This is a genomic window from Cupriavidus sp. P-10, assembly GCF_003402535.2.
GTDB lineage: Bacteria > Pseudomonadota > Gammaproteobacteria > Burkholderiales > Burkholderiaceae > Cupriavidus.
Window position 1 is genome coordinate 1,451,742 of the sequence record NZ_AP025170.1, and the last position, 26,602, is coordinate 1,478,343.

At 66.9% G+C, this 26,602-nt stretch carries 31 protein-coding genes; 19 read left to right on the forward strand and 12 right to left on the reverse strand.

Annotated features, from left to right (window positions below):
• Positions 1–46: 46 nt before the first annotated feature.
• From CTP10_RS06690 to CTP10_RS06705, 4 genes are all read left to right on the forward strand, one after another.
• Positions 47–910 (forward strand): class II aldolase/adducin family protein, encoded by an 864-nt coding sequence (locus tag CTP10_RS06690; RefSeq protein ID WP_116320981.1) that lies wholly within the window; start codon positions 47–49, stop codon positions 908–910.
• Between the two features lie 81 nt (positions 911–991).
• A complete protein-coding gene (locus CTP10_RS06695) occupies positions 992–1,927 on the forward strand; it encodes a glutathione S-transferase family protein (RefSeq protein WP_116320980.1) in 936 nt (311 codons plus the stop codon).
• 68 nt (positions 1,928–1,995) lie between these two features.
• Positions 1,996–2,898 (forward strand): SDR family oxidoreductase, encoded by a 903-nt coding sequence (locus CTP10_RS06700; protein ID WP_116320979.1) that lies wholly within the window; start codon positions 1,996–1,998, stop codon positions 2,896–2,898.
• Between the two features lie 32 nt (positions 2,899–2,930).
• On the forward strand, positions 2,931–3,881 hold the full coding sequence (locus CTP10_RS06705; RefSeq protein ID WP_116320978.1) for an alpha/beta fold hydrolase: 951 nt from the start codon (positions 2,931–2,933) through the stop codon (positions 3,879–3,881).
• A gap of 71 nt (positions 3,882–3,952) precedes the next feature.
• Here CTP10_RS06705 and CTP10_RS06710 read toward each other — a convergent pair whose 3' ends face one another.
• Together CTP10_RS06710 and CTP10_RS06715 are read right to left on the reverse strand one after the other, a co-directional pair.
• Positions 3,953–4,474: an O-acetyl-ADP-ribose deacetylase gene (locus CTP10_RS06710; protein WP_116320977.1), complete on the reverse strand. Its 522-nt coding sequence runs from the start codon at positions 4,472–4,474 to the stop codon at positions 3,953–3,955.
• A gap of 62 nt (positions 4,475–4,536) precedes the next feature.
• Positions 4,537–5,685, reverse strand: coding sequence for an iron-containing alcohol dehydrogenase (locus CTP10_RS06715; protein ID WP_116320976.1), 1,149 nt, complete (start codon positions 5,683–5,685; stop codon positions 4,537–4,539).
• Positions 5,686–5,995: 310 nt separating this feature from the next.
• Between CTP10_RS06715 and CTP10_RS06720 the strand changes: the two genes are divergently transcribed.
• From CTP10_RS06720 to CTP10_RS06745, 6 genes are all read left to right on the forward strand, one after another.
• Positions 5,996–7,003, forward strand: coding sequence for an alpha/beta hydrolase (locus CTP10_RS06720; protein WP_116320975.1), 1,008 nt, complete (start codon positions 5,996–5,998; stop codon positions 7,001–7,003).
• Positions 7,004–7,065: 62 nt separating this feature from the next.
• Complete coding sequence (locus CTP10_RS06725) at positions 7,066–8,049, forward strand: tripartite tricarboxylate transporter substrate binding protein (RefSeq protein ID WP_116320974.1); 984 nt, start codon at positions 7,066–7,068, stop codon at positions 8,047–8,049.
• Positions 8,050–8,160: 111 nt separating this feature from the next.
• Positions 8,161–8,598 (forward strand): YbgC/FadM family acyl-CoA thioesterase, encoded by a 438-nt coding sequence (locus CTP10_RS06730; RefSeq protein ID WP_116320973.1) that lies wholly within the window; start codon positions 8,161–8,163, stop codon positions 8,596–8,598.
• A gap of 149 nt (positions 8,599–8,747) precedes the next feature.
• Positions 8,748–9,287, forward strand: coding sequence for a PAAR domain-containing protein (locus CTP10_RS06735; protein WP_116320972.1), 540 nt, complete (start codon positions 8,748–8,750; stop codon positions 9,285–9,287).
• Positions 9,288–9,295: 8 nt separating this feature from the next.
• Positions 9,296–10,048 carry a hypothetical protein gene (locus CTP10_RS06740; protein ID WP_116320971.1) on the forward strand — a complete coding sequence of 251 codons (753 nt, stop codon included), beginning with the start codon at positions 9,296–9,298 and terminating at the stop codon, positions 10,046–10,048.
• Positions 10,045–10,473 carry a DUF4952 domain-containing protein gene (locus CTP10_RS06745; protein ID WP_116320970.1) on the forward strand — a complete coding sequence of 143 codons (429 nt, stop codon included), beginning with the start codon at positions 10,045–10,047 and terminating at the stop codon, positions 10,471–10,473. The genes CTP10_RS06740 and CTP10_RS06745 overlap by 4 nt, the downstream gene beginning before the upstream one ends.
• A 112-nt stretch (positions 10,474–10,585) precedes the next feature.
• Here the strand turns inward: CTP10_RS06745 and denD are convergent, their stop codons facing one another.
• The 7 genes from denD to CTP10_RS06780 all read right to left on the reverse strand — a co-directional run bounded on the left by denD (position 10,586) and on the right by CTP10_RS06780 (position 17,620).
• Complete coding sequence (gene denD, locus CTP10_RS06750; RefSeq protein ID WP_116320969.1) at positions 10,586–11,560, reverse strand: D-erythronate dehydrogenase; 975 nt, start codon at positions 11,558–11,560, stop codon at positions 10,586–10,588.
• A 26-nt stretch (positions 11,561–11,586) separates the two neighbouring features.
• Positions 11,587–12,369, reverse strand: a complete 783-nt coding sequence (gene otnI, locus CTP10_RS06755) for a 2-oxo-tetronate isomerase (RefSeq protein WP_116320968.1) — start codon at positions 12,367–12,369, stop codon at positions 11,587–11,589.
• Positions 12,370–12,460: 91 nt separating this feature from the next.
• Positions 12,461–13,825, reverse strand: a complete 1,365-nt coding sequence (locus CTP10_RS06760; protein ID WP_116320967.1) for an MFS transporter — start codon at positions 13,823–13,825, stop codon at positions 12,461–12,463.
• A 151-nt stretch (positions 13,826–13,976) separates the two neighbouring features.
• Positions 13,977–14,630, reverse strand: a complete 654-nt coding sequence (gene otnC / locus CTP10_RS06765; RefSeq protein WP_063241854.1) for a 3-oxo-tetronate 4-phosphate decarboxylase — start codon at positions 14,628–14,630, stop codon at positions 13,977–13,979.
• On the reverse strand, positions 14,630–15,907 hold the full coding sequence (gene otnK, locus CTP10_RS06770; RefSeq protein ID WP_116320966.1) for a 3-oxo-tetronate kinase: 1,278 nt from the start codon (positions 15,905–15,907) through the stop codon (positions 14,630–14,632). The genes otnC and otnK overlap by 1 nt, the downstream gene beginning before the upstream one ends.
• Before the next feature lie 12 nt (positions 15,908–15,919).
• Positions 15,920–16,813 carry an L-threonate dehydrogenase gene (gene ltnD, locus CTP10_RS06775; protein WP_116320965.1) on the reverse strand — a complete coding sequence of 298 codons (894 nt, stop codon included), beginning with the start codon at positions 16,811–16,813 and terminating at the stop codon, positions 15,920–15,922.
• A 51-nt stretch (positions 16,814–16,864) separates the two neighbouring features.
• Complete coding sequence (locus tag CTP10_RS06780) at positions 16,865–17,620, reverse strand: FadR/GntR family transcriptional regulator (RefSeq protein ID WP_116320964.1); 756 nt, start codon at positions 17,618–17,620, stop codon at positions 16,865–16,867.
• A 221-nt stretch (positions 17,621–17,841) separates the two neighbouring features.
• Here CTP10_RS06780 and CTP10_RS06785 point away from each other — a divergent pair, with 221 nt between their 5' ends.
• The gene (locus CTP10_RS06785) at positions 17,842–18,270 is read left to right on the forward strand and encodes a GNAT family N-acetyltransferase (RefSeq protein ID WP_116321070.1); all 429 of its coding nucleotides are present in this window, start codon (positions 17,842–17,844) and stop codon (positions 18,268–18,270) included.
• Positions 18,271–18,283: 13 nt separating this feature from the next.
• Here CTP10_RS06785 and CTP10_RS06790 read toward each other — a convergent pair whose 3' ends face one another.
• The 3 genes from CTP10_RS06790 to ygfZ all read right to left on the reverse strand — a co-directional run bounded on the left by CTP10_RS06790 (position 18,284) and on the right by ygfZ (position 20,614).
• Positions 18,284–19,114 carry an NRDE family protein gene (locus CTP10_RS06790; RefSeq protein ID WP_116320963.1) on the reverse strand — a complete coding sequence of 277 codons (831 nt, stop codon included), beginning with the start codon at positions 19,112–19,114 and terminating at the stop codon, positions 18,284–18,286.
• Positions 19,115–19,194: 80 nt separating this feature from the next.
• Positions 19,195–19,485, reverse strand: coding sequence for a DUF4936 family protein (locus CTP10_RS06795; protein ID WP_116320962.1), 291 nt, complete (start codon positions 19,483–19,485; stop codon positions 19,195–19,197).
• Positions 19,486–19,507: 22 nt separating this feature from the next.
• Positions 19,508–20,614: a CAF17-like 4Fe-4S cluster assembly/insertion protein YgfZ gene (ygfZ, locus tag CTP10_RS06800; protein ID WP_376790636.1), complete on the reverse strand. Its 1,107-nt coding sequence runs from the start codon at positions 20,612–20,614 to the stop codon at positions 19,508–19,510.
• A 180-nt stretch (positions 20,615–20,794) separates the two neighbouring features.
• Here ygfZ and mltG point away from each other — a divergent pair, with 180 nt between their 5' ends.
• The 8 genes from mltG to CTP10_RS06840 all read left to right on the forward strand — a co-directional run bounded on the left by mltG (position 20,795) and on the right by CTP10_RS06840 (position 26,601).
• The gene (mltG, locus tag CTP10_RS06805; RefSeq protein ID WP_116320961.1) at positions 20,795–21,790 is read left to right on the forward strand and encodes an endolytic transglycosylase MltG; all 996 of its coding nucleotides are present in this window, start codon (positions 20,795–20,797) and stop codon (positions 21,788–21,790) included.
• Positions 21,791–21,797: 7 nt separating this feature from the next.
• Positions 21,798–22,409, forward strand: a complete 612-nt coding sequence (gene tmk / locus CTP10_RS06810; protein WP_116320960.1) for a dTMP kinase — start codon at positions 21,798–21,800, stop codon at positions 22,407–22,409.
• 115 nt (positions 22,410–22,524) lie between these two features.
• Positions 22,525–23,538: a DNA polymerase III subunit delta' gene (locus tag CTP10_RS06815; protein WP_116320959.1), complete on the forward strand. Its 1,014-nt coding sequence runs from the start codon at positions 22,525–22,527 to the stop codon at positions 23,536–23,538.
• 87 nt (positions 23,539–23,625) lie between these two features.
• Complete coding sequence (locus CTP10_RS06820) at positions 23,626–24,030, forward strand: PilZ domain-containing protein (protein WP_116320958.1); 405 nt, start codon at positions 23,626–23,628, stop codon at positions 24,028–24,030.
• A gap of 37 nt (positions 24,031–24,067) precedes the next feature.
• The gene (locus CTP10_RS06825) at positions 24,068–24,592 is read left to right on the forward strand and encodes a GNAT family N-acetyltransferase (RefSeq protein WP_116320957.1); all 525 of its coding nucleotides are present in this window, start codon (positions 24,068–24,070) and stop codon (positions 24,590–24,592) included.
• 24 nt (positions 24,593–24,616) lie between these two features.
• On the forward strand, positions 24,617–25,411 hold the full coding sequence (locus CTP10_RS06830) for a TatD family hydrolase (RefSeq protein ID WP_116320956.1): 795 nt from the start codon (positions 24,617–24,619) through the stop codon (positions 25,409–25,411).
• A complete protein-coding gene (locus CTP10_RS06835) occupies positions 25,404–26,162 on the forward strand; it encodes an ankyrin repeat domain-containing protein (RefSeq protein ID WP_116320955.1) in 759 nt (252 codons plus the stop codon). Before CTP10_RS06830 ends, CTP10_RS06835 begins: the two co-directional genes overlap by 8 nt.
• A gap of 31 nt (positions 26,163–26,193) precedes the next feature.
• Positions 26,194–26,601, forward strand: a complete 408-nt coding sequence (locus CTP10_RS06840) for a YkvA family protein (protein WP_116320954.1) — start codon at positions 26,194–26,196, stop codon at positions 26,599–26,601.
• The last annotated feature ends 1 nt before the right edge of the window (position 26,602 follow it).

Genomic DNA, 26,602 nt, shown 5'->3' on the forward strand with positions numbered 1-26,602 from the left:
TTTGCCGGGCAGGACAACGCAGGCAATACAAGAGGAGGAGACACCCATGAATGCCCCGCAAGTTCCGCAAGTCCAGCAAGTTCCCCAGGCAACCGATGACGAGATCGGCGCCGGCCTGCCTGAAGAGGTCAAGGCCCGCTACCGCAACCTGCCGCGGCCGCCGCAGTTTGCCACCGCCGCCGAAGAGCGGCTGCACCGCAAGCAGCGCGTGGCCGCCGCCTTCCGCCTGTTCTCGAAATTCGGCTTCGATGAAGGCGTGGCCGGCCACATCACGGCGCGCGATCCCGAGTTCACCGACACCTTCTGGGTCAATCCCTTCGGCGTGCATTTCAGCCAGGTCAAGGTCTCCAACCTGATCCGCTGCGATCACCACGGCGACGTGGTGGAGGGCGATTACCCGGTCAACGCCGCGGCCTTCGCGATCCATTCCCGCGTGCACCAGACCCGGCCCGACGCGGTCGCCGCCGCGCACTCGCACAGCACCTATGGCCGCGCCTGGTCGACGCTGGGCCGCCCGCTCGATGCGCTGACGCAGGACGTGTGCGCGTTCTACAACGACCACGCGGTCTACGACGATTTCGGCGGCGTGGTGGTGGAGCTTGACGAAGGCCAGCGCATCGCCAACGCGCTCGGGCAGAGCAAGGCCGCGATCCTGCAGAACCATGGCCTGCTGACGGTCGGCAAGACCGTCGACGAGGCCGCGTGGTGGTTCATCACCATGGAGCGTTCGTGCCAGGTGCAACTGCTGGCCGAAGCCGCCGCGGCGCGCACGCAGGCGCCCCTGAAAGTCATTTCCGACGCGGCCGCGCGCCAGGCGTTCTCGATCGTCGGCACTGCGCAGGCGGGCTGGTTCCAGTTCCAGCCGCTGTACGCGCGCATCGTCAAGGAACAGCCCGATCTGCTGGACTGATCGCCGGCATCGGGTGTTGCAGCACGGCCGCCGGCTGGCGGCCATTCTTGCAGTCGTTCCACTGACAGGGAGGTGGCTCGCATGGCAGACATCATTCTTCACCAGTACGCAACCTCGCCGTTCTCGGAAAAAGTCCGGCTGCTGCTGGGCGCCAAGGGCCTCGCATGGCAGGCGGTGGAAATCCCCGCCATCCTGCCCAAGCCCGACCTGCTGTCGCTGACCGGCGGCTACCGGCGCACGCCGGTGATGCAGGTCGGCGCCGACATTTATTGCGACACGGCATTGATCTGCGAGGTCATCGACGCGCTGGCGCCATCCGCGCCGCTGTATCCGCCCGTGCAGGCCGCGGCGGCGCGCATGATGGCGGCGTGGTTCGACAGTGCGCTGTTCACTGCCGCCGCGACTTACGTGTTCCAGCCGGCCGGCGTCGCCAGCATGCTGGGCCATTTGTCGCCGGCGCAGATCCAGGCGTTTGTCGCCGACCGCAAGGCCATGCGGGGCGACACCAACGCGCTGCGCATGCCGTTGCCCGAGGCCACCGCGCAGCTGCATGAAACCTTCGGCAGAGTGGAAACGCAGTTTGCTGCCGGCGTCGAGCATGTCGCCGGGCCATTGCTGTCGGTGGCGGATTTTTCGCTGTACCACAACCTCTGGTTTATCCGCCGCGCCGGCGCGCTGGCGCAGATGCTGGAGGCGTATCCCAGGCTGCAGGCCTGGTATGCGCGCATGAATGCCTTCGGCCACGGGCGTCCCCGTGTGATCGACGGCGAGCAGGCCATCGGCGTGGCGCGCAGCGCCGACCCGGTGGCGCTCGAAGAAGGCGTGCGCGAGGGTGAAGGCGTGCAGCAGGGCGACCCGGTCACGGTCACGCCCACCGACTACGCACGCGACCCGGTGGCAGGCGTCTTGCTGGCACTGGGCCCGCACCGCGTCACGCTGCGCCGGCAGGACCCGCGCGCCGGCGCGCTCAACGTGCATTTCCCGCGGCAGGGCTACCAGGTGCAGCGCGCCGCCTGAACCGGCGCTGCGCTGCGTCGCTGCGCGCGGCCATCCACCTACAGATTTCACGCGACAGGACAGACGACATGAAGGATTTTTCCAACAAGGTAGCCGTCATCACCGGTGGTGCTTCGGGGTTTGGCAAGGAATTTGCCCGCATCGGCGCCGATCTCGGCATGAAGCTGGTGCTGGCCGACGTGCAGGAAGACGCGCTGGACGCGACCGTGGCCGAATTCAAGGCGCGCAACGTGCCGGTGATCGGGCTGCGCACCGATGTGTCGCGCGCCGAGCAGGTGCAGGCGCTGGCCGATGCCGCCATGGAGGCGTTCGGGCAGGTCAACCTGCTGTTCAACAATGCTGGCGTGGGCGCGGGGGGACTGCTCTGGGAAAACTCGCTGCGGGACTGGGAATGGGTGCTCGGCGTCAATCTCTACGGCGTGATCCACGGCGTGCGCATCTTCACGCCGCTGATGGTGGCCGCCGCGGAGAAGGACCCATCGTACCAGGGCCATATCGTCAACACCGCGTCGATGGCAGGACTGCTCAACCCGCCGGCGATGGGCGTGTACAACGTGTCCAAGCACGCGGTGGTGTCGCTGTCGGAAACGCTGTACCAGGACCTGGGGCTGGTCAGCGAGCAGGTGCGTTGCTCGGTACTGTGCCCGTATTTCGTGCCCACTGGCATCAACCAGTCGCAGCGCAACCGGCCGGCGGAGCTGGCCAACCAGACGCCGCCGACGCGCTCGCAGCTGGTGTCGCAGGCGCTGTCGGACAAGGCGGTCGGTTCCGGCAAGGTGACCGCGGCCGAGGTCGCGCAGCAAACCTTCGATGCCATCCGCGCCGATAGCTTCTATATTTATTCGCATCCGCAGGCACTGGCGCCGGTACGCCAGCGCTTCGAGGACATCGTCGGGCCGCGCAACCCCGGCGATCCCTTTGCCGACAAGCCCGAAGTCCGTGCGGGCCTCGTTGCCGCGCTGCGCGGCTGACACGCCAACGCTACCAACGAGGAGCCACGCACATGGAGACCACCATGGCCGCCCCCGCCGCCGTGATCCGGCACCTGCAGTACGCCAGCCTGTCCAACGGCACCCGTCTGCACTACGCCAGCGCCGGCGAGCGCGGCAAGCCGCTGATGCTGTTCGTGCACGGATTTCCCGAATTCTGGTACGAATGGGAAGCCCAGCTGGCCGAGTTCGGGCGCACGCACTTCGCCGTCGCGCCCGACCTGCGCGGCTTTAACCTGTCGAGCAAGCCGGGCGACGTAGCGTCCTACCGACCGCGCCATATCGTCGAAGACCTGGTGCAGTTCATCGGCGCACTGGGTTATGACCAGGCCATCGTTGTCGCGCACGACTGGGGTGGCGCGATCTGCTGGAACCTGGCGATCCAGTTCCCGCAACTCGTGCGCCAGCTCGTCATCATCAACTCGCCGCACCCGTACCTGTTCGCGCGCGCGCTGGCCACCGATCCGGAGCAGCAGGCCGCTTCCGCCTACATGAACTGGCTGCGCAAGTCCGGCTCGGAAAGGGCATTGGCCGCCAACGACTTCGCGCTGCTGGACCGCATGCTGGCGGATGCCGACGGCAAGCCGGCCGCGTGGTACACGCCGGAGACGCGCGAGCGCTACCACGCCGCGTGGTCGCAGCCGGGCGCAGAGGGTGAAGAGGGCGTGCATCCGCTGGCCGGCGGCGTCAACTTCTACCGCGCCTCGCCGATGCGGCCGCCCGGCGATGGCGAAGCGGGACCGGACCTGTCGCAGCTGGATCCGGCCAGGTTTGTCATCCGCGTGCCGACGCTGGTGATCTGGGGCGAACGCGACCGCGCCTTGCCGAAATCCCTGCTCGATGGCCTGGAGGACTTTGTCACGGACCTGCGCCTGGAGCGCATCCCGGACGGCACCCACTGGGTCGTCCACGAGCAGCCGGAGCACGTCAACCTGCTGATCCGCAGCGCATTGCCAGCGGGCTAGCCGACGACGGCCAGGCTGTGCTCCGCCCAGGCCTGCGCCACAAGTTCTGACGCAGGCCCCGGCGGCCAGCGTCAGGCCAGGCGCTCGCGGTACAGGCGGTAGTTCTCGTCGTCGAAGCAGACGAAGGTCACCTGCTCGATCTCGGGCGCTGCCGCCAGTGCCTCGCGCACCGCGGCTATGGCGATATCCGCCGCGCGCTCGCGCGGGAAGCCGTAAATGCCGGTGCTGATATTGGGGAAGGCGAGCGTGCGCAGGTGGTGCTGCGTGGCTACGCGGATGCTGTTGCGGTAGGCGTCGGCAAGCTGTTCGTCCTCGCCTTGCCCGCCGCCGTGCCAGACCGGCCCGACCGCGTGGATGACGTACGGCGCGGGCAGGCGCCCGCCGGTGGTGATGACTGCCTCGCCGGTGGGGCAACCGCCGTTCGCGTCGCGGATCGCGCGGCAGGCCTCCATGATGGCGGGGCCGCCGGCCCCGTGGATGGCGCCGTCAACGCCGCCGCCGCCCAGCAGGCCGCTGTTGGCCGCGTTGACGATGGCATCGACTTCCATCCGGGTGATGTCGCCATGGACTACCTGCAGGTGCTCGCCGGTCATGTCGTCTCCTGGTTTGAGAGCGCGCCCGCCGCGGTGCCGGCGGGCCATCTTGCTGCTACGTACTACATGGATTGCTCAAGCATACGCCGATAATCGGCCGCGCTGGCTTCTTTGGGGTTGGTCTTGTGGCAATGGTCGGCCAGCGCGCCGGCGATCACCTTGTCGAACATGTCCTCGGTGACGCCCATCTGGCGCAGGCCGGTGGGCAAGCCCAGGCGCGCGGTCATGTCATGCACGGCTTGCGCGAGATCGGCGCCGTCGGGCAAATGCATGGCGCGGCGCAGGCGCGCGTAGCGGTCGTCGCGCACCACCGTGGGCGCGTCGGCGTTGAAGCGCAGCACCGCCGGCATCACCACCGCGTTGAGCGTGCCGTGGTGCAGGCCGGTGCGGCCGTCGATCTTCAGCCCGCCCAGCGGGTGCGACAGCGAATGCACGCAGCCCAGGCCCTTCTGGAATGCCATCGCGCCCTGCATCGATGCGCTCATCATGTTCAGCCGCGCGTCGCGGTCCTGGCCGTCGCGGGTGGCGCGCTCGATATGGGTCCAGCCGCGCTCCAGCCCGTCCAGCGCGATGCCGTCGGCGGGCGGGTTGAAGGCGGGGGCGAGATAGGTCTCGATGCAGTGCGCGATCGCATCCATGCCGGTGGCAGCGGTCAGCCCCGCGGGCAGGCCCAGCGTCAGCTCCGGATCGCAGATGGCCGACTTGGGCAGCAGGTGCCACGAGTGGAAGCCCAGCTTGCGTCCGTCGTCCAGGATGATGATGGCGCCGCGCGCCACTTCGCTGCCGGTGCCCGAGGTGGTGGGCACGGCGATCAGCGGCGCGGCCTGGTCGGTGATCTTGATGCTGCCGCCTTCGATGGTGGCATAGGTGGTCAGCTCGCCCGGGTGGGTGGCGAGGATGGCGATGCCCTTGGCCAGGTCGATCGACGATCCGCCGCCCACCGCCACCAGCCCGTCGCAGCCGGCCTCGCGGTATTGCCCGGCGGCCTTGCGCACCATCGCCTCGGTCGGGTTCGACGGCGTCTCGTCGAACACCGCGACCTGCAGCCCCTGCATCGCGTCGATGGCGCGCTGGGCCACGCCGGCGGCGACCACGCCCTTGTCGGTCACCAGCAGCGGACGGCGGATGCCGATGCGTTCGCACTCCGACTTGAGCAGGCTGACTGCGCCGAAATCCAGGTGGATGTTGGTCAGATAGTAGATAAACGCCATATTTGTTTGTCTCCTGCAGGGTTCTGCCGCGATCTGGGGTCCGGGTAAGGCACTGGCCAGGTGCGCCGCCTTCGGTTTCAATGGGTTGTCGTGGCCCCGTGCCGCGCGTCAGCCGATCATCGCGCAAAAACTGGCCGCGTGGCAGGCTGGCGTGAGGCTTTTGGGGTTATCTCGTACTGCCTCGTTTCAGAAACATCTGGCATCATACTAAAATCGAACGATCGTTCACTATTCGAACTTCCACCGATGCGGGCGGCGTCCGCGACACGCCGGCCGCTGCAGCCGGAGTTCGGATTTAACTGATTTCTTCATGTCCGCCGTACCGTCTTCCGACAACCCAACGCCCGGCCTGCCGTCGGCGCCGCTTGACCCGCAGGTGGCGCAGCTGCTGGAACTGATCGCCCGCGCCAAGCGGCCGCCGATCAACGCACTGGATCCGGAGGACGCCAAGATCGCCTACGAGAAAAGCGCGCCGATCCTCGACATCAGCCCGCCCGCCGTGCACACGACCGAAGACCTGCACGTGCCTGCGCGTGATGGCCATGCCATCCCGGCGCGGCTGTACACGCCGCGCGAGGCCAGCTGGGCCGAGCCGTTGCCACTGCTGGTGTACTTCCATGGCGGCGGCTTTACGGTCGGCAGCGTCAGTTCGCACGACGCGCTGTGCCGGCTGCTGTGCAGCCAGGCCGATTGCATGGTGCTGTCCGTGGATTACCGCCTCGGACCGCAATGGCGCTTTCCCACCGCGGTCAACGACGCGTTCGACGCGCTGCACTGGATTTTTGCGCAAGCCGGGCGGCTGGGCGCCGACCCGGCCCGCATCGCGCTGGGCGGCGACAGCGCCGGCGGCACGCTGGCAGCGGCCAGCGCGGTGGAGGCACGCAACGCAGGGCTCGCGCCCGTGTTGCAGATGCTGCTCTATCCCGGCACCTGCGCGCGCCAGGACACGCCATCGCACCGCGCGCTGGCCGAGGGCTACCTGCTGACCGCCGGGATGATCCGCTGGTTCTTCTCCCAGTACCTGGACCAGGAAGCCAGCCGCGACGACTGGCGCTTTGCCCCGCTGGACGGTGGGGGCACCGGCGCCGATGTGCGCAATGTGTGCCCGGCGTGGATCGCGGTGGCGGGCTACGACCCGCTGCATGACGAAGGCGTCGCATACGGCGCCAAGCTGCGCGCCGCCGGCGTGCCGGCCACGCTGGCGAACTACCCCGGCATGATCCATGATTTCTTCAAGCTGGGCCGGTTCGTGCCGGCGGTGGCGCAGGCGCATGCCGACGCCGTTGCCGCGCTGCGCACAGCATTCGACCAGCCCTGAACACAAAAAAGCAGCACCGACAATTTTCAGCAGTGACTTGCAGCACAAGGAGACCTAGTCAAATGCAACGCCGCCATTTCCTCGCCCGCGCGGGCCTCGCCGCCGCCACCGCAGCCATCGGCCTGGCCGCCATGCCTGCCCAGGCACAGGCCGACAAGTTCCCGCAGCGCCCGATCCGCCTGGTGATCGGCTATACCGCCGGCGGCTCCACCGACATCCCGTTCCGCGTCCTGGCCGAGAACGCGTCCAAGATCCTGGGCCAGCCGGTGATCGTCGAGAACAAGCCCGGCGCCGGTGGCGTGCTGCCCGCGCAGATGATGCAGGCGACCGCGCCCGACGGCTACACGCTGGCGCAGGTCGCCATGCCGGTCTACCGCCTGCCGTACACCACCAAGATCAACTGGGACCCGGTCAAGGACCTGAACTACATCATCAACCTCGCCGGCTATTCGTTCGGCCTGGTGGTGCCGGCCGATTCGCCGATCAAGACCATGCAGGAGTACGTCGCCTACGCCAAGGCCAATCCGGGCAAGCTGACCTATGGCACGCCAGGCAGCATGACCACGCTGCACCTGACCATGGAGGAGCTGGCGCTGAAGCAGGGCGTGCAGTTCTCGCACATCCCTTACAAGGGCAATGCGGAATCGATGCAGGCACTGCTGGGCGGCCACGTGATGTCGGTGGCCGATACGCCGGCCTGGGCGCCATACGTGGAGCAGGGCAAGCTGCGCCTGCTGTCGACCTGGGGCGAAAAGCGCTCGGCGCGCTTCCCCAACGTGCCGACGCTGAAGGAACTGGGCATGGGGATCGTGCAGACCTCGCCGTTCGGCCTGGTCGCGCCCAAGGGCACGGACCCGAAGATCGTGCAGAAGCTGCATGACGCCTTCAAGAAGGCGATGGAAATGCCCAACTACCGCGAATCGCTGGCCAAGTTCGACATGGAGCCGTTCTACATGAACAGCCAGCAGTACGCACAGTTCGCGGCCGAAACCGTCAAGAAGGAAAAGGCGATCATCGAGAAGCTTGGCCTGGCCAAGCCGCAGTAAGCCAGCGCCGATTCCATTCAGCCAGGCCGCCGCGCCTGCCGGCCCTGTGCCGGCGGGACGGCGGCCTGATGCTATGCATCGCTCAGGCAAGCAACCAAGGAGACCATGTCAATGGCCAAAGAGGAGTTCCGCCACACCATCCCGCTGCGCGTGCGCTGGTCCGAAGTCGACCCCCAGTCGATCGTCTTCAATGCGCACTACCTGACCTATTGCGATATCTGCGTGACCGAGTACTGGCGTGCGCTGGGGATCCGCTATCCGGAGGACGTGCTGCACGCGCATGGCGTGGATATCTTCGTGGTCAAGTCCACGCTTGAATATCACGCGTCGGCGCGGTTTGACGATGAGCTGGAACTGCGAGGGCGCATGGCGCGGCTGGGGCGGTCCAGCATGTTGTTCCGGGTGGAGATGTACCGGGGCGACGAGCACCTGATCACCGGTGAAATCGTCTATGTGTGCGCGGACCCGGCGACGCAGCAGTCGGCGGCGATCCCGGGGGTGGTGCGGGAGATTATCGAAGGGTATGAGGTGGTGAAGCCGGCCATGTGACTGGCCAGAGGCGCCACCATCCTGTCGGCGCCCACGCCTTAGCTCCAGTTCTTTGCAAAAGTCACTGCAAATAGGACGTTTCCGATTGCTTCTCGTCGCCGATTTCGGCCCACTGATATTCGGTAAAAGCCGATTTCGCACGAGGAGCAATGATGCCAGATACTCGCTACGCACTCCGGAACGGAGACAAGACCAGCACTAGTGGCGTACTTGTCGCCACGGGCCGCAGCGTCTTCCACCATGACACGACGATAGGTGTGGAAGGTGACTACGCAACCTGCCCAGTCTGTAAAGCTGGCGGTCCTGTGATGAATGACTGCTACCCAGCTTTCGATATTGGCGGAAAGCAGGTATTGGTCAGTGGTGCGCACGTCTACTGCAGGTGCCAAACGAAGCCGGTCGTGCTGCCATCGCAACATGATTTCACCATCGAGGTAAACCGGCTAGGCCGCAGCATCGCTACCAACCCTGGGCCCTCCACGATTCTTGGTGAAACCAGTTATACGGGCAGTCATAAATGCGACGAGCTAATCGTTCTAGTGGACGAGGATGGCTATCCAGTGGCCCACCAGCGCTACAAAATCACCACAGAAAATGGATGGATTCATGAGGGCATGACCAACGAGGCCGGTGAAGCGAGTCGGATTAGCACCGATGGTCCGAGCAAGCTCACGATCGAATTGGTATGAGTGAAGTCATGTCAAATTTCATGCGGAACAATGTCGCTACAACGAATTCCCGTGACGGCAGCCGGCATGCTGTCATCGTCGAAACGCGCTACGTAAAACTGGATGAGAATACATACGGTTGGCTAAGAATCGCCTTGGCCGATGGTGGCTTTGATTTTCTCTGCGAATATACCAAGGTGACAATGGTGAAAACAGAGAATGGGCGCACCCATTTCAAGGTCGCTGATGGATGGAGCGCCAGTGTTGGTAAAACGGCGAGCCTGTCCGAAGAAAACGCCGCAAAGCATTTGGTGAAATCCGCCCCCGCTAACAGAATGGAGACCGTGAGGATAAAGTATGGCCCACGAAAGGAGGAGGTGTCGCCGTTTAAAGGTCGGTTGTTGCAGCAATGGGCGACGTTGAACGTAAGGGGGCAGGCTATCCGGGTGACTCTCAACAGCCTGTGGAATGGAGCCTTTTTCCCAATTCCCCAAGGCATTCATCGAATCATGGCACCCGATACTTCTCATGCAAATATTTCGACCCGTGGTTATCGTGACAGTTTCCCTGGGCGGATCAAGGCAAACGATGTTTGGTTTCCGATCGAGTTGGATGGAAAGATCGGGAATTCATCCCGCTATGTCCATATCGGTCACCTGTCGGAGGGTTGCGTCACTGTGTACGATATCGAGCGATGGAATATCGTTTATGATTTTCTTATTTCAAACCGATTGTCGGGTAGCAACGGAAGATATGTTGCACTGCTCGAGGTGACAATATGAAGTGGGTTTTTCTGCTGTGCCTGATTGCAATACTCGGAAATGCAACGGCATCAGAAGAAGCAGCGCCGCATCTTGTTTGCGGCGACTTTATGAGCCGGCTTGGCTTGCAACGACCCGACGTAAGATTCGTCAGTTGTGAGCCGGTCAGGAGTAGCGATCCCGGTATGGATAGGCTGGAGGCGGTGTACCGCGTCGAAGGAAAAGATATTGCGAAGGTGGAGAACTGGCTGATCCGATTTGCCCACGTGAAGCCGTTGAGATTCGCGTGCTGTGGCTGGCAAACCAGCGAGGGAGCCTTCACTGGCCGCGATGGTGCCTTTTATACGATTGGCATGGGCGGCGAAACGTCCGTGAGCACGCGCAAAGCGTTTGCCAAGATTCCATTCCTGAAACTGCGGATAACGCGCTACTTCGAGCAGCCATGAGAGCCTCGCGGGCTTTGACGCTTGCGCATGTCACGAACCCTCTCCCGCAAGCGGGAGAGGGAACCGTTCTTCAGCAGATGTAGGGCGTCGTCATAACGAAAGCAGCAACTTCTTACTTGCCCACCCCGGCATCTTCCATATAAGCCCGGATCACCGCATCAAAGCTGGCATCGCTCTCGAAGCCCAGCGACAGCGCCCGCTCGGCATTCCACGCCGCCGGCCACGTGCCGACGATCTTCTCGACGCGCTCTTCGCGTTCCCACGTCACAAGATCCGCCACAGCATCGCCGGCCACGCGGCGCAGCGCATCGACCATGCCCGCCGCCGTCACCGACAGCCCCGGCAGGTTGACCACGCGGCGGTTGCCCAGGCGTTCGCCGGCCAGTTCGATGCCGTTGACCAGCGCCGCCACCGCCGCGCGCGGCGACAGCAGCCACAGCTTGGTCTCCGGTGCCACCGGGCAGTTGGCCGCCACGCCCGACAGCGGCTCGCGGATGATGCCGCTGGCGAACGACGAGGCCGCCGCGTTGGGCTTGCCCGGGCGCACGCTGATGGTGGGCAGGCGCAGCACGCGACCGTCGACGAAGCCGCGGCGGCTGTAGTCCGACAGCAGCAGTTCGCCGATCGCCTTCTGCACGCCGTACGACGATTGCGGGTTCAGCGCGGTGTCGTCCTGCACCACCGGCGGCAGCTCGCCGCCATAGACGGCGACCGAGCTGGTGAACAGCACGCGCGGCTTGTGGCCGAGTTCGCGGCAGGTTTCGAGCAGCGCGCGCGAGGCGTCGAGGTTGACGCGCATGCCCAGTTCGAAATCCGCCTCGGCCTGGCCACTGACCACGGCGGCGAGGTGGAATACCGCGCCGGTGTCCTGGTCGATGGCCTGGCGCAGCACCGCCGGGTCGGACAGGTCGCCGGTGACCACGCGCACCCGTGCATCGTCCAGACCTTGCGGCGCGACCACGTCGAGCAGCGTCAGGCGGTCGAAGGCGACGGCATTGCCGTCCAGGTTAAGGGTGCCGCGTTGCAGCAGCAGGCGGGCGAGTTGCAGGCCGAGGAAGCCGGCGCCGCCGGTAATCAGTACGTTCATGGCAAGAGATCAGTGGTTGTTCTGTGTCAGCGGCCGAGGTAAGGCTTGAGCCAGCCCAGTCCTTCGGAGGTACCGGCGCGCGGACGGTATTCGCAGCCGATCCAGCCCTGGTAGCCGAGCGTGTCGATCAGGTCGAACAGGTACGGGTAGTTCAGCTCGCCCAGGTCAGGCTCATGGCGCTCGGGCACGCCGGCGATCTGGATATGGCCGATGCCGGGCATGTCGCGCTTGAGCTTCATCGCGATATCGCCCTCGACGATCTGGCAGTGGTAGCAGTCGAACTGCACCTTCAGGTTGGCGGCGCCGACTTCCTTGCAGATCGCCTGCGCGTCGTCCTGGCGGTTCAGGAAATAGCCCGGCATGTCGCGCGTGTTGATCGGCTCCAGCACGATGGTCACGCCCTGTGCGGCGGCGGCCTTCGCGGCGAAAGCGACGTTTTCCAGATAGCTGGCACGGTAGCGCGCGCGGTCGGCGTCGGCCGGCACCAGGCCTGCCATCACATGCACGCGGTCATTGCCGATCACCCCGGCGTATTCCAGCGCGCGGCCGACGGCGTCGCGGAATTCAGCCTCGCGCCCCGGCAGCGACGCCAGGCCGCGCTCTCCGGCTGCCCAATCGCCCGGTGGGGCGTTGAACAGCGCCTGCGTGAGACCGTTCGCATCGAGGCGCGCGCGCAGCTCGGCGGCGGGGTGCTCGTACGGGAACAGGTACTCCACCGCCTGGAAGCCGTCCGCCGCGGCAGCGGCGAAGCGGTCCAGGAAAGCGTGCTCGTTGTACATCATCGAGAGGTTTGCGGCGAAGCGCGGCATGGGAACTCCAGAGCGTAAGACGGAGCCGGCCCCGTCGCAGTTGCGCGACCGGGCCGGCCGGATATCAGCAGTATCAGCGGTATCAGCGGTATCAGCGGTTGACCAGTTTAGCCGGCGTCAGCCACACCAGCACGGCACCGACGATCAGGATCGCGGACAGCACGTACATCGGCAGCTGCGTGCTGTGCGTCAGGTCCTTCAGCGCGCCGACCATGTACGGCGACACGAAGCCGGCCAGGTTGCCGACCGAGTTCACCACGGCGATGCCGGAAGCGGCGGCAATGCCGGACAGGAACGCGGTGGGCAGCGACCAGAACAGCGGTGCGCAGGTCAGCACCCCGGCAGCGGCCAGCGACAGCGCGGCGATGGACACGGTCGTATTGTTGGTGAACGAGGCGGCAATGGCAAAGCCCACCGCACCCATCAGCGCGGGTACGATCAGGTGCCAGCGGCGTTCCTGGCGCGCATCGGCGCTGTGGCCGAGGATGTTCATGACGACGATGGCGCAGATGAACGGGATCGCCGAGAGCAGGCCGATCTTCAGGTTGCCGGTGACGCCGCTGGCCTTGACCAGCGTGGGCATCCAGAACGTCAGCGCGTACTGGCCGGTGACGAAGCAGAAGTAGATCAGGCACATCCACCACACGCGGCGGTCGCTGAACACGGCGCCCAGCGAGTGGCCGTGCGCCTGGCCGGCGGCGGCGCCGGCCTTCTGCTGGTCTTCCTCGACATTGCGCTTGAGCACGCGCTTTTCATCGGCGCTGAGCCACGGTGCCTTGTCGATGCCGTCGCGCAGCACGAAGACCGTCACCACGCCGATCACCAGCGCGGGCAGGGCTTCCAGCAGGAACATCCATTGCCAGCCGCTCATGCCATGCGTGCCGTTGAAGGCATCCATGATCCAGCCCGACAGCGGGTTGCCGAACATGCCGGCGACCGGAATGCCCGACATGAACAGCGCGATCATCTTGGCGCGGCGGTTGGCCGGGTACCAGTAGGTCAGGTACAGGATCACGCCGGGGTAGAAGCCCGCCTCGGCCAGGCCGAGCAGGAAGCGCATCACGTAGAACTGGGTCGGCGTCTGCACGAACACGAACAGCGCCGAGATGATGCCCCAGGTGATCATGATCCGCGCAATCCAGATGCGCGCGCCGATCTTGTGCATCAGCAGGTTGCTGGGCACCTCGAACAGGAAGTAGCCGATAAAGAACAGGCCGGCGCCCAGGCCGAACACGGTCTCGGAGAAGGCCAGGTCCTGGCCCATCTGCAGCTTGGCGAAACCGACGTTGACGCGATCGAGGTAGGCGATCACGTAGCACAGCATCAGGAACGGCATGATGCGCCAGAACACCTTGTTGTAGGCGCGTTTCTCGATCTGGGTGTCGGTGTCGAGCCGGGCGTTGCCGCCCAGGCTGTCGAAGGCGGGCGCGCTGGCCGCCGGTTGGTTGGATGGCATCGGTGGTCTCCGGGTAGGGTGAGTCTGGTCTAGTAATGGGTTGCGGCCACGCGAAGCGCAGGCGTGCGCGTGCCCCGCACGGTGGCCGCAAGGCAACCGCGCCGGTTAAATGCGTATGGCCGTGGTCAGTCGGAAAAAACGGGTGGCTGTGCTACCAGCGCGCCTGGAAGGCGTCGCGCAACTCAGCCAGTGCGCCGTCGGGCAGCGCCGCGCGGGCGGCGAAGCCCGGCGTGTCTTTCATCATCATCCATAGCTTCGCGGTCTCCTCCAGTTCTTCCAGCGCGAACGCGGCGCGCGAGACGCTGGATTCCCACACCACCGGGCCAAGGCGCTCCAGCAGCACGCCACGCACCTGCGCGGCCAGCGTGGCCACGCGCGCGGCGACCGCGGGATCGCCGGGCCGGTGATAGGGAATCAGCGGGATATGGCCGACCTTCATCACGTAGTACGGCGTGAGCGGCGGCAGTACGTCGTCCGGTTGCCAGGCACCGGCCAGCGTCAGGGCCACGAGGTGTGTCGAGTGCGTGTGCACCACGGCGTGTGCCCCGGGGTTGTTGTCGTAGATCGCGCGATGCAGCGTGAGCGTCTTGGACGGCTTGTCGCCCGATACCCAGGTGCCGTCCGTGGCCACCTTGGCGACCGCGGCGGGGTCCATCATGCCCAGGCAGGCATCGGTCGGGGTGATCAGCCAGCCGTCATCCAGCCGCGCGCTGATATTGCCGGCCGAGCCGACGGTGTAGCCGCGCTGGTAAAGGCTGGCGCCGATGCGGCAGATCTCTTCGCGCAGCTGGCTTTCCGTGGACATCACTGACCTCCCAGCTGTCGCAGCGCTTCGTCGAAGAAGTCCGGGCCGCCGAAGTTGCCCGACTTGAGCGCCAGCGCCAGCGGCGTGGCGCCCAGCGTGACCGTGGCCGGCACGCCGGGGGCGATCTGCGAGCCAATGCGCAGCGCGCGTACGTTCAGCGCCTGCACCACGGCGCCGGAGGTCTCGCCGCCGGCGACGACAAAGCGGCGCGTGCCGCGCGCGAGCAGGCCGGCAGCGACCGCAGCCAGGCATTGCTCGACCAGGTGGCCGGCGCGCTCGACGCCCAGCTCGGCCTGCACGGCCTTGACCTCGTCGGGGCTGGAGGTGGCGTAGACCAGCACCGGCTCGTCGTGCGAGGCGGCGAAGTCCAGCGCGGTGTCGGCCACGGCTTCGCCGCGCGCCAGCGCCAGCGGGTCGATGCGCAGCGCCGGGCGGCTTTGCTCGAGCCAGCGGGCCACTTGCCCGTTGGTCGCGCGCGAGGCACTGCCCGCCAGCACCACGCCCGGGCCGTCGATGGCGGGGACCGCGTCGGCATCGCCGCGCTGCGGCAGCAGGCCGGCGCGACGGAAATTCCCGGGCAGGCCCAGCGCGATGCCGGAGCCGCCGGTGATCAGCGGCAGGCCGGCGCAGGCTTCGCCCAGCGTAAACAGGTCGGCATCCGAGACCGCATCGGCAATCGCCAGCCGCACGCCATCGGTGCGCAGCGCGGCGATGCGGTCGGCCGTGGCCTGCGCGCCGCGCGCCACGGCGTCATAGCGCAGCAGCCCGACCTTGCTCTGGCTCTGGCGCTGCAGCACGCGCACCAGGCTGGCATCGGTCATCGGCGTCAGCGGGTGGTGCTCCATGCCCGATTCGTTCAGCAGCGCATCGCCCACGAACAGGTGGCCGCGGAAGATGGTGCGGCCGTTCTCGGGGAAGGCGGGGCAAGCGATGGTGAAGTCGCTGTCCAGCGCGCCCAGCAGCGCTTCGGCGACCGGGCCGATATTGCCGGCGTCGGTCGAATCGAAAGTGGAGCAGTACTTGAACACGAACTGGCGGCAGCCCTGCGCGCGCAGCCATTGCAGCGCGGCCAGCGACTGCGCCACGGCTTCGGCGGCGGGGATGGTGCGCGACTTCAGCGCGACCACCAGTGCATCGGCGTCGCCGATATCGGCTGCGGTGCCCGCTTCAGGCACGCCGATGGTCTGCACGGTGCGCATGCCATTGCGCACCAGCGTGTTGGCGAGATCGGTGGCGCCGGTAAAGTCGTCGGCGATACAGCCCAGGAGCGCGGTCATGGTCGGTGCTCCTTATTCAGCCTTGCCCGGCAGCTCGATGCCCGGGAAGATCTTGATCACCGCCGAATCGTCCTCGCCGCCATGGCCGGCGGTGGAGGCCATCATGAACATCTGGTGCGCGGCGGCCGACAGCGGCAGCGGGAATTTGCTGGTGCGCGCGGTGTCGAGCACCATGCCCAGGTCCTTGACGAAGATGTCGACGGCCGACAGAGGGGTGTAGTCGCCCTTCAGGATATGGGGCACGCGGTTCTCGAACATCCACGAGTTGCCGGCGCTGTGCGTGATCACGTCATAAAGCGCGTCCGGATCGACACCTTCGCGCATGCCGAGCGCCATCGCCTCGGCCGCGGCGGCGATATGCACGCCGGCCAGCAGCTGGTTGATGATCTTCACCTTGGAGCCCGCGCCGTGCGCGGCGCCCAGGCGGTAGACCTTGCCGGCGATGGCGGCCAGCACGTCCTCGGCCAGCGCATAGGCTTCGGCCGGGCCCGAGGTCATCATGGTCATCTCGCCGCTGGCGGCGCGCGCGGCACCGCCGGAGACCGGGGCGTCCAGCAGCAGCAGGCCCTTCTCGGCGAGGCGGCGGGCCAGGGTCTCGGCAAAGCCCGGCGGCACGGTGGCGCTGGCGATCACCAGCTTGCCCGGCGCCATGGCGGAAGCGGCGCCTTCAGCGCCGAACAGCACGGCCTCGGTCTGCTGCGCGTTGACGACCAGCGTCAGCACCACGTCGCAGCGGCTGCCCAGCTCGGCGGGCGAGACGCACGGCACGCCGCCGGCATCGGCAAAGCGCTGCAGCACTTCGGGGCGCAGGTCGCAGGCGTGCACGTTGAAACCGGCACGCAGCAGCGACTGCGCGACACCAAAGCCCATGGCACCAAGGCCGATGACGCCGATATTCCTGGACATAGAGGGACTCCTGAAGCTGATACGGGAAATGCTCGAATGGTGCGGGTAGCGTCAGTTGGACGCACCCCGGATGGTGGCGGCGTCATCGCCGCTGGTCGCGTTTTCATCGGCACCCAGCTGGGCGAGCCGGCGCGCGGCGTTGTACATGTGGTTCTGCGCGGCATTGCGCGCGGCCAGCGGGTCGCCGGCGCGGATCGCCGCGACGATGGCCTGGTGCTCCTCGCGCACCTGGCGCGAGAAGTCGGCGCGGCGCGCCTCGTTGGTACGGGTCACACGGGTCGCGGCTTCCAGGTACTGGCTGAGGAATTCCAGCGTCTTCAGGAAGTAGGGGTTGCCGGTGGCGCCGGCGATGGCGCGGTGGAAGGCCACGTCGGCGGCCACGCCGTCGCCGCCTTGCTCGACTTCCTCGTCGATGCGGGCCAGCGCGGCATCGATGGCGGCCATCGACGCATCGGTGCGGCGGCGGGCGGCCTGCGCGGCCACCTCGGCCTCGATCGCGCGGCGCAGCTCGACGATCTGCAGCACCGATTCCAGCGTGCCCGTGTCGGTGTAGTCGATGCGCAGCGGCCGGATGCCGGCCTGCAGTGTCACGAACACGCCGCTGCCCTGGCGCGACTCGACCACGCCTTCGTACTTCAGCCGGGAAATCGCCTCGCGCACCACGGTGCGGCTGACGCCGAACTCCTCGGACAGCACCGCTTCGGTGGGCAGCTTGTCGCCGCGGGCAAAGGCGCCGTTCTGGATCTTGTCCAGCAGTTGTTCGGCGACGTTGTCGGTCAGGGCGCGGGCAGGGACTTTCTGGAACATGCGGATTCCCCGGGTTATTCGGTAATCAGGTCATCATACAAATTTGCTAGAGCGATGCCGATCCCGGGAAAACCCTAGTATGGTGCGATTTGTGAAGGATTGGGGTTGCAAATGCTCCACTTTGGTGCTTCGTCGCTTGTTTTGGGTTGGCGTATCATGGGCGCCCGTCCGGGATCGCAAAGCCGGACACCTACGAATGCTCCAGCCTGACCCTAGCCAACATGCCAGTCACTGTCCTGATCTGCCCCTGGTCCGAAGCGCGTGAGCGCGCGCGCGCCATCCGTTACACCGTGTTCGTCGAAGAACAGAACGTGCCGGTGGAACTGGAATGGGATGAATGGGACGAGCCCAGCTGGCACGCACTGGCGCTGGCCGAGGACGGCACCCCGGTGGCCACGGGCCGGCTGCTGCCCGACGGCCATATCGGCCGCATGGCCGTGCTCAAGGCGGCGCGCGGGACCGGTGTCGGGGCGCAGGTGCTGCAGGCGTTGATGGAGAAGGCCGCGCAGCTGGGCTATCCGGAGCTGGTGCTCAACGCCCAGACCCATGCCGCGCCGTTCTATGCGCGCGCGGGGTTTGCCCAGTTTGGCGGGGAGTTCGAAGAGGCCGGCATCCCGCATATCGAGATGCGCAAGCGGCTGGCGGGCTGAGCGCCCGCTACCGTCAGTACCGCGGCGTTTGCACGATGCCGGTGTCGCGCGACAGGTTCAGCTTGCCGTGGTAGGACACGTCGCCGATGCGGCCAGTGGCGTCGAAGCTGCGTTCGCTCAGGTCGAAGCGGCCATCGTGCCGAACGCGCAACACCGTGCTGGCGCGGGTGCCGTATGACGGCGAGCGGATAAACGCCGACGACAGCAGTTTCTCCCACTCCGGCGCAACGCCGGTGGAAGGCAGCTCGAAATCCGCCGCCTGGCGCTCGTCGGCCAGCATCCGCAGGTATGGCTCGGCACTGGCATCGGCCCGCCCGCTGTCGCGCGCCAGCACCTCGGCCAGCGCGCCCACGCGGCTGCGCACCTTGGGCCAGGGGGTGTCGAGCAGTGCATTGGACAACCCGTACAGGCCCGGCCGCAGCTTCTGCGGCTGGCGCGAGGCCGAGCGGTTGCTGTACCACCAGAGTTCGCGCAGGTCGCTGGCGAGCAGGTTGAAACCGTTGTAGCAGCCGTCCTCGCCGGCCAGCCCGTCGAGGTAATCAAACGGCGCATGGTGGCCGCGCAGGAAGCCAGCCACCAGTTCGCCGCGCGAGCGCGCATCCGTGCGTTTCTCGGAAGGGGCGCGGTAGTTGGTCAGCGCCGCAAACCGCCCGTCGGCATTGACGCCCATCCAGGTGCCGGGCTCGCCGATGACTTCCGCCAGGTCGCGTCCGGCCAGCACTTGCGGCGCTTCCTGCCACCAGTGCGCGGCCGCCGCGGGGCGGACATAGAATTCATCGCGGTTGCCGGCGACGACCAGGGCATAGTCCGGGTGGGATTGCCAGGCAACCAGGATCAGGCACATCGTTCGACTTCCTTTGCCGACGGGGGCGCTGGGGGGCGCGGTAGTCCCGGCGTACTTCGCGTTTCGGCGGTTCCCGGACGCTACAGCACGTCCAGGTCGATAAAGTGTTCGGCCTGCCGCTCGCCGTCCACCCACTGGTCCAGCCCGCTCTGGCGCCACAGGCCGGCCAGCGTGACATCGAAGGCGGGCGGCACGTCGGCGTAGCATTCCATCCAGGTCTGCAAGCCGGCTCGGGTCTCGGGCCTGCGCATCAGCGTACCACCAATTCCGGTCGCCTCGGCAACCGTCTCCATCCAGCGGTGCCAGAGCGGCATCGCTTCGGCGGCGGCGGCTTCGGGCACGCGGAAATAGACGAACAGGTGGTCGCTCATGGAGGGGCCCCGTTTCAAAAAGTCAGCCCGCCGCCTGGGCAGCATCGCCCAGCGGCACGTCGTAAGGCAGGGTGGCAGTCGCCAGCGCCGGGCCTTCTGCGCTGCCCAGCCGCAGCGTGCTCCCGGCGGCGTCGATCTTCAGCTCGGCCAGGCCGGCCCAGCCGCCCTGCGGCGCGGGCGCGGCATTGACGATCATGCCGCACGGCTGGCCGGGATCTTCCGGCCGGTAGATCTCCGCGGCGGGCGCCGGCACCTCGCCGTCGCCCTGCACCAGCCACATGCGGCGCTTGAGCGTGCCGCGGTACTGGCTGCGCGCCACGATTTCCTGGCCCGGGTAGCAGCCCTTGCGGAAATTCACGCCGCCGACCAGTTCGAAATTGATCATCTGCGGCACGAACTGTTCCTGCGTCGCGGCGACGATGCGGGGCAGGCCGGATTGCACCTCCAGCCAGTCCCACAGCGCCGGCGGCGCCTCGTGCAGCTTGCCGGCGAGCGCCGCGCGCACGGCGTCGGCGCGCCCGGCCGGCACCACCAGTTGCCAGCGCGGCTGGCCGGCGGCGTCCGGCAGGCGGATCACGGTGATGCCGTCAGCCTCGGCCACGCCAAAGGCGGCTTCCGGCGTCGGCAGGTTTGCGGCAGCCAGCGCGGCTGCGCCACCGGCGCCCGCCACGCCGATGACGGCGCTGGTGGGCGAGATATCGGAGAGCCTGGCCTTGGCGCGCAACACGAACATCGACAGTCGCTTCTGCACCGCAGGCTGGATATCGGCAGACAGCTGCAACACGATGCCTTCGGCATCACGCCACATCAGGAAGGTGGCCAGCAGGCGCCCCTTGGGCGAACAGTAGCCAGCCAGGCGCGCGGTGCCCGGCTCCAGGTCTTCAACCCCATTGGTGAGCTGGGTGTGCAGGAAGCTGGCGGCATCGTCGCCTGCCACGCGGATCAGTCCGAGCCCGGCGGGGGCACAGACGATTCCGCCGGCCTGCAAGGATTCAAGGCTGGCGGCGAGTTCCGGGGCTTGGGCATTCATCACTGGCATTGCGAAATTGTGGCGATCGTCGGGACGGATTGTCGGGACAAAGCGGGTTGGAAAGGCACCGATGGCGGCGCGCGCGGCCGGGGTGCGCAAGCGGCGCCGGAGCCGCCGCGCATGGTCGGTGCGAGGCTGCCGGTTATTATATGGGGCTACGAGATTTTCGGCCGGGGCCGGCGCCGCTGCGGCGGTGCGACAGCGCTCCGAGGGCGTTCGGAGGGCGGTAAGCACTGTCCTGGACCACCCGCGCCGCCGTCTCGCCCCTGATCCTGATACATGAAACGTTTTTTCCTTCGCCTGGGCCTGGCCGTCCTGGTACTCGCGCTGGCGGCAGCCGGCGGCTTTGCGTGGTGGGCCAATCACCCGCTGGCGCTGAACCGTTCGCCGGTAGAAGTGGTGATCAAGCCCAGTTCCGGCGTGGCCAGCGTCGGCCGTCAGATCCAGCGCGGCGGCGTCGGCATGGATCCGCGGCTGTTCGCGTTGCTGGTGCGCCTGACCGGGCACGGCCCCGACCTGAAGGCCGGGGGCTATGAATTCGAGACCGGCGCCACGCCGCTGTCCGTGATGGGCAAGCTGGTGCGTGGCGAAGTCACGCACTATGTGGTCACCGTGATCGAGGGCTGGGAATTCCGCAAGATGCGCGCGGCGGTCGATGCCAGCCCCGCGCTGCGCCACGAGACGCGCGACATGTCCGACGCGGAGCTGATGAAGGCGATCGGCGCCGCCGAGACTTCGCCCGAGGGGCTGTTCTTTCCGGACACCTACCTGTTTGCGCGCGGCAGCAGCGATATCGACCTGTACAAGCACGCCTACCGCGCCATGCAGCGCCGCCTCAACGAGGCCTGGAACGCACGCGCGCCCGACCTGCCGTACAAGTCCCCGTACGAAGCGCTGGTGATGGCATCGATCGTGGAAAAGGAAACCGGGCAGGCAGCCGAGCGCCCGATGATTGCCGCGGTGTTTATCAACCGCCTGCGCAAGAACATGATGCTGCAGACCGACCCGACCGTGATCTACGGCCTGGGCGAAGCTTTTGACGGCGACCTGCGCAAGCGCGACCTGCAGGCCGACACCCCGTACAATACGTACACCCGCACCGGCCTGCCGCCCACGCCGATCGCGTTGCCGGGCCTGGCCTCGCTGGCGGCGGCCACCGCGCCGGCGCCGTCCGATGCGCTGTACTTCGTCGCCCGCGGCGACGGCAGCAGCCATTTCTCCAACTCGCTACCTGAACACAACCGCGCGGTCGACAAATACCAGCGCGGCAAATAGGCATTCCATGCGCGGAAAATTCATCACCTTCGAAGGCATCGACGGCGCCGGCAAGAGCACCCATATCGACTGGGTGGCGGCAAGGCTGCGTGAGCGCGCCGGCATTCCCGCAGTCGTCACCACCCGCGAGCCGGGCGGCACGCCGCTGGGCGAAGACCTGCGCCAGCTGCTGCTGCACCGGAAAATGCACCTCGAGACCGAGGCGCTGCTGATGTTCGCGGCGCGGCGCGAGCATATCGCCGAGGTCATCGCTCCCGCGCTGGCGCGCGGCGAATGGGTGATCTCCGACCGCTTTACGGACGCGACCTTTGCCTACCAGGGCGGGGGCAGGGGCCTGCCGACGCAGCGGCTGGAAGTCCTGGAAAAATGGGTGCAGGACGGGCTCCAGCCGGACCTGACGCTACTGTTCGACGTGCCGCTGGAAACCGCCAGCGAGCGGCTGGCCGGGGCCCGTGCGCCGGACAAGTTCGAGGCGGAATCGCGTGCGTTCTTCCAGCGCACCCGCGATGAGTACCTGCGCCGTGCCGCCGCGGCGCCGGGGCGCTTCCGCGTGATCGACGCCACGCGCAGCATCGAGGCGATTCGCGAGGAACTTGAACAAATCATCGCAAGCCTTTGATCAGGCAGAACCATATGCAGACGATGATGGCGGCGCCTTGCACTGTTGCGCGCCCCGCAATAACGCGGTCTGCTAAGCCAATACGTCAAATACCGCGGCTAACCCACTGATTCACATGCTCTATCCCTGGCAGAAGGAAGACTGGAAACGGCTCGGCATCCTGCGCGAACGGCTGCCGCATGCGCTGCTGATCCATGGCCAGCAAGGCATCGGCAAGCGCGACCTGGCGCTGCATTTCGCCCAGGGGCTGCTGTGCGAGGCAGCGCTGCCTGACGGCCAGCCCTGCGGCCAATGCGCGGCCTGCCACTGGTTCAGCCAGGGCAACCACCCCGATTTCACCGTGGTGCGCCCGGAGGCGCTGGACGCCTCGGCCGAGCCCGATACCGACGAAGGCGGCAAGAAAAAAGCGCCGAGCAAGATCATCCGCATGGAGCAGGTACGCGCGTTGATCGATGCCGTTGGCGTTGGCACGCACCGGGCCGGCCTGCGCGTGGTGGTGGTGTATCCGCTCGATGCGCTGCAGACCGAGGGCGCCAACGCGCTGCTGAAGACGCTGGAGGAACCGCCGCCGTCGACCGTATTCCTGCTGGTGACCGATCGGCTCGACCGTATCCTGCCGACCATCCTGTCGCGCTGCCGCCAGTTTTCGGCGCAACGCCCGACGCCGGAGGCCGCGCTTGCGTGGCTGCAGCGCCAGGGCGTTGCCGATGCCGAAGCGCAGCTGGCCCAGGCCGGCGGCTCGCCACTGACGGCGTTGCACGCGGCCGAGGCCGAGGAGCAACCGCTGCAACGCCTGCTGGTCAGCCAGCTGGGTGCGGGCGCCGCGTTCGACGCCTCCGCCGCCGCCGAACAACTGCAGAAGCTGCCGGTGCCCGCCGTGCTTGGCATCCTGCAGCGCTGGACGTACGATCTGCTGAAGCTGCGGCTGGATGCCGCCGGCAGCACCGCGCCGCGGTATTTCCCCAAGGAGCGCGTCGCGCTGGCGCGCTGTGCCGCGGCAACCGACGCGCACCGGCTGCAGGCGTATGCGACGCGGCTGACCGCGCACCGCCGCAGCGAGAACCATCCGCTGGCGGCGCGGCTGGTGATGGAAGCGGTATTCCTGGAGTACCGGCAGCTGTTCCGATAGCTGTTCCGATAGCTGTTCCGATAAGGCAGCGCCATTGCAGGACAAAGCCAAAACAACAAAGCAACATCGTCATTCAGGGGGTCAACCATGAACACTGCAGTGACCGGGGCACCACCGGCCGCCCCGCTGGGCGCGCCGACCGGCAGCGGCGCCGCATCGCGTCCCAATGTGCTGTCCTTGTCGATCAAGGACCAGGCCGGACTGTACGCGGCCTATATGCCTTTCCTGGCGCGCGGCGGCATTTTCGTGCCGTCGAACCGGCCGTTCCGGTTGGGCGAGCAAGTGTTCCTGGTGCTGTCCCTGCTGGACCGGCCGCAGAAGTACCAGATCGCAGGCCAGGTGGCCTGGATCACCCCGGCGGGCACGCCGATGAAGACCCCCGGCGTCGGCGTACACTTCCCCGACGACGACAACGGGCGCAACCTGCGCCGTGCGGTGGAGGAAATCCTGGGCAAGCTGCTGGAGTCCGGACGGCCCACCCAAACCTTATGAAGATTGCGAAGATCGTTTCGCAGTGTATTGATTGTTAATGAATTCTTCCCGTTTTTCCCTGCGTATTGCCGAGCCCCGCGACCTGCCGGGCATCGTGGCGATCTATAACAGCACCGTGCCCTCGCGCATGGTCACCGCCGACACGGAACCCGTCACCGTGGCCTCGCGCCAGGCCTGGTTCGACGCCCACCAGCCGGGGCGCCGCCCGCTATGGGTGTGCGAGGATGCCGATGGCCGCATGGCCGGCTGGATGAGCTTCTCCGATTTCTATGGCCGCCCGGCCTATGGCGGTACTGCCGAGGTCTCGATCTACCTGGACGCCGAGCGCCGCGGCCAGGGGCTGGGCCGCTACCTGCTGCAGCAGGCCATCGACCATGCGCCCGCCGTTGGCGTGAATACGCTGCTCGGTTTCATCTTTGGCCACAATGCCCCCAGCCTGGGCCTGTTCGACGCGATGGGCTTTACCCGTTGGGGCGACCTGCCGCGCGTGGCCGTGCTGGACGGCGTCGAGCGCGACCTGATCATCCTCGGCCGCCGCGTGGATGGCGAGCAGCAGGCCTGAGCAGCCGAGAACCAGAGATTTCCCATGTTTGTTGATTCCCACTGCCATATCGATTTCCCCGAGCTGGCCGCGCGCCTGCCCGAACTGCTGGACAACATGCGCGCCAACCAGGTCACGCATGCGCTGTGCATCTCGGTGACACTGGAGGACTTCCCGCGCGTGCTGGCGCTGGCCGAGCAGCATCCCAACCTGTATGCCTCGGTCGGTGTGCACCCCGACTATGAAGAGGGCGAGGACCCATCCGTCGAGCGTTTGGTTGCGTTGTCGGCGCATCCGCGCGTGGTCGGCACCGGCGAGACCGGGCTGGACTACTACCGCCTGAACGGCCGCAGCATCGCCGACATGGAATGGCAGCGCGAACGCTTTCGTAACCATATCCGCGCCGCGCGCCAGACCGGCAAGCCGCTGATCATCCATACCCGTTCGTCCGCCGACGACACGCTGCGCGTGATGCGCGAGGAAAACGCGGGCGAAGCCGGCGGCGTGATGCACTGCTTCACCGAAACCTGGGACGTCGCCCGCCAGGCGCTGGACCAGGGCTTCCATATCTCGTTTTCCGGCATCGTCACCTTCAAGAGCGCCGCCGACCTGCAGGAAACCGCGCGCAAGGTGCCGCTCGACCGCATGCTGATCGAGACCGATTCGCCCTACCTGGCGCCGGTGCCATACCGCGGCAAGACCAACGAGCCGGCGTGGGTGCGCCACGTGGGCGAGTTCATCGCGCAGCTGCGCGGGGAGCCGGTGGCGCAGGTGGCGGAGCAGACTACGGAGAATTTCTTTAACCTATTCAAGCACATCGACAGGAATGCTCATGTTTGACCTGAAGTTTGTCCGCCGCGCAGCGGGCGCCCTGGTGCTCGCGGCGGCCACGCTGGCGCAGGCGGCGCCCGCCGACGACATGCGCAAGGCGGTCGAATTCGACGACGCCAATACCGTCAAGAAGCTCCTGGCCAAGGGCGTCGATCCCAATATCGTCGACAGCCGCGGCAACCCGGCCCTGGTGCTGGCACTGCGCGAGAAGTCGCTCAAGGCGGCGACGGTGCTGATCCGCGCCAAGGACATCGATTTCGACAAGGCCAACCCCGCCGGCGAGACCCCGCTGATGATGGCGGCGCTGCAGGGCCAGCTCGACATGGTCAAGCTGATGGTCGACGAGATGGAGGCCGAGATCAACAAGACCGGCTGGACCCCGCTGCACTACGCGGCCACCAACGGCCATAACAACGTGGTCAAGTACCTGGTCGACCATGCCGCGTATATCGACGCCGAGTCGCCCAACGGCAGCACGCCGCTGATGATGGCCGCGCGCGGCGGCCATATCGAGACCGTGAAGCTGCTGCTGGACGAAGGCGCCGACATGCGCCTGAAGAACCAGCAGGGCATGACCGTGATCGACTTTGCCGAACGCTACAACCACGCCGAAATCGCCAACGGCCTGAAGTCGCGCTGGCAGAAGATGTATCCGCAGACGCCGATCGTGCCGGCGCCGCCGCTGAAGGCGCCCACGGGCACCCCGGGTGGCCAGCGTCCCGCCACCGCGCCGGCCGCGCCGCAGACCAAGGGCTGGTAAGGGCTGCTAAGGGCTGGCAGCGCGCCCCGGCATGGATGCCGCACCAGCCCCGGCCGCGCCAGGCCGCCTGCGCCAATGGGCGCGGCGGCTCAAGGCCAGCCTGCTGACGCTGTGGTTCTGCAGCCGCCACCCCGGCACGCCGTGGGGCGCGCGGCTGCTGGCGGTGCTGGTGGTCGGCTATGCCTTCAGCCCGATCGACCTGATTCCCGATTTCATCCCGGTGCTGGGTTACCTCGACGACGTGGTCCTGGTGCCGCTGGGCATCTGGCTGGCGTTGCGGATGATCCCGCCTGCGGTCACCGAGGAATGCCGTGGCCGTGCCGAGGCCTGGCAGGCCACCCATGCGCAACGGCCGCGCAATCGCGCGGCCGCCGTGGTCATCGTGCTGTTGTGGGTCCTGCTGGCGTGGCTGTCGTGGCGCTGGCTGACGCCGCGCTGAG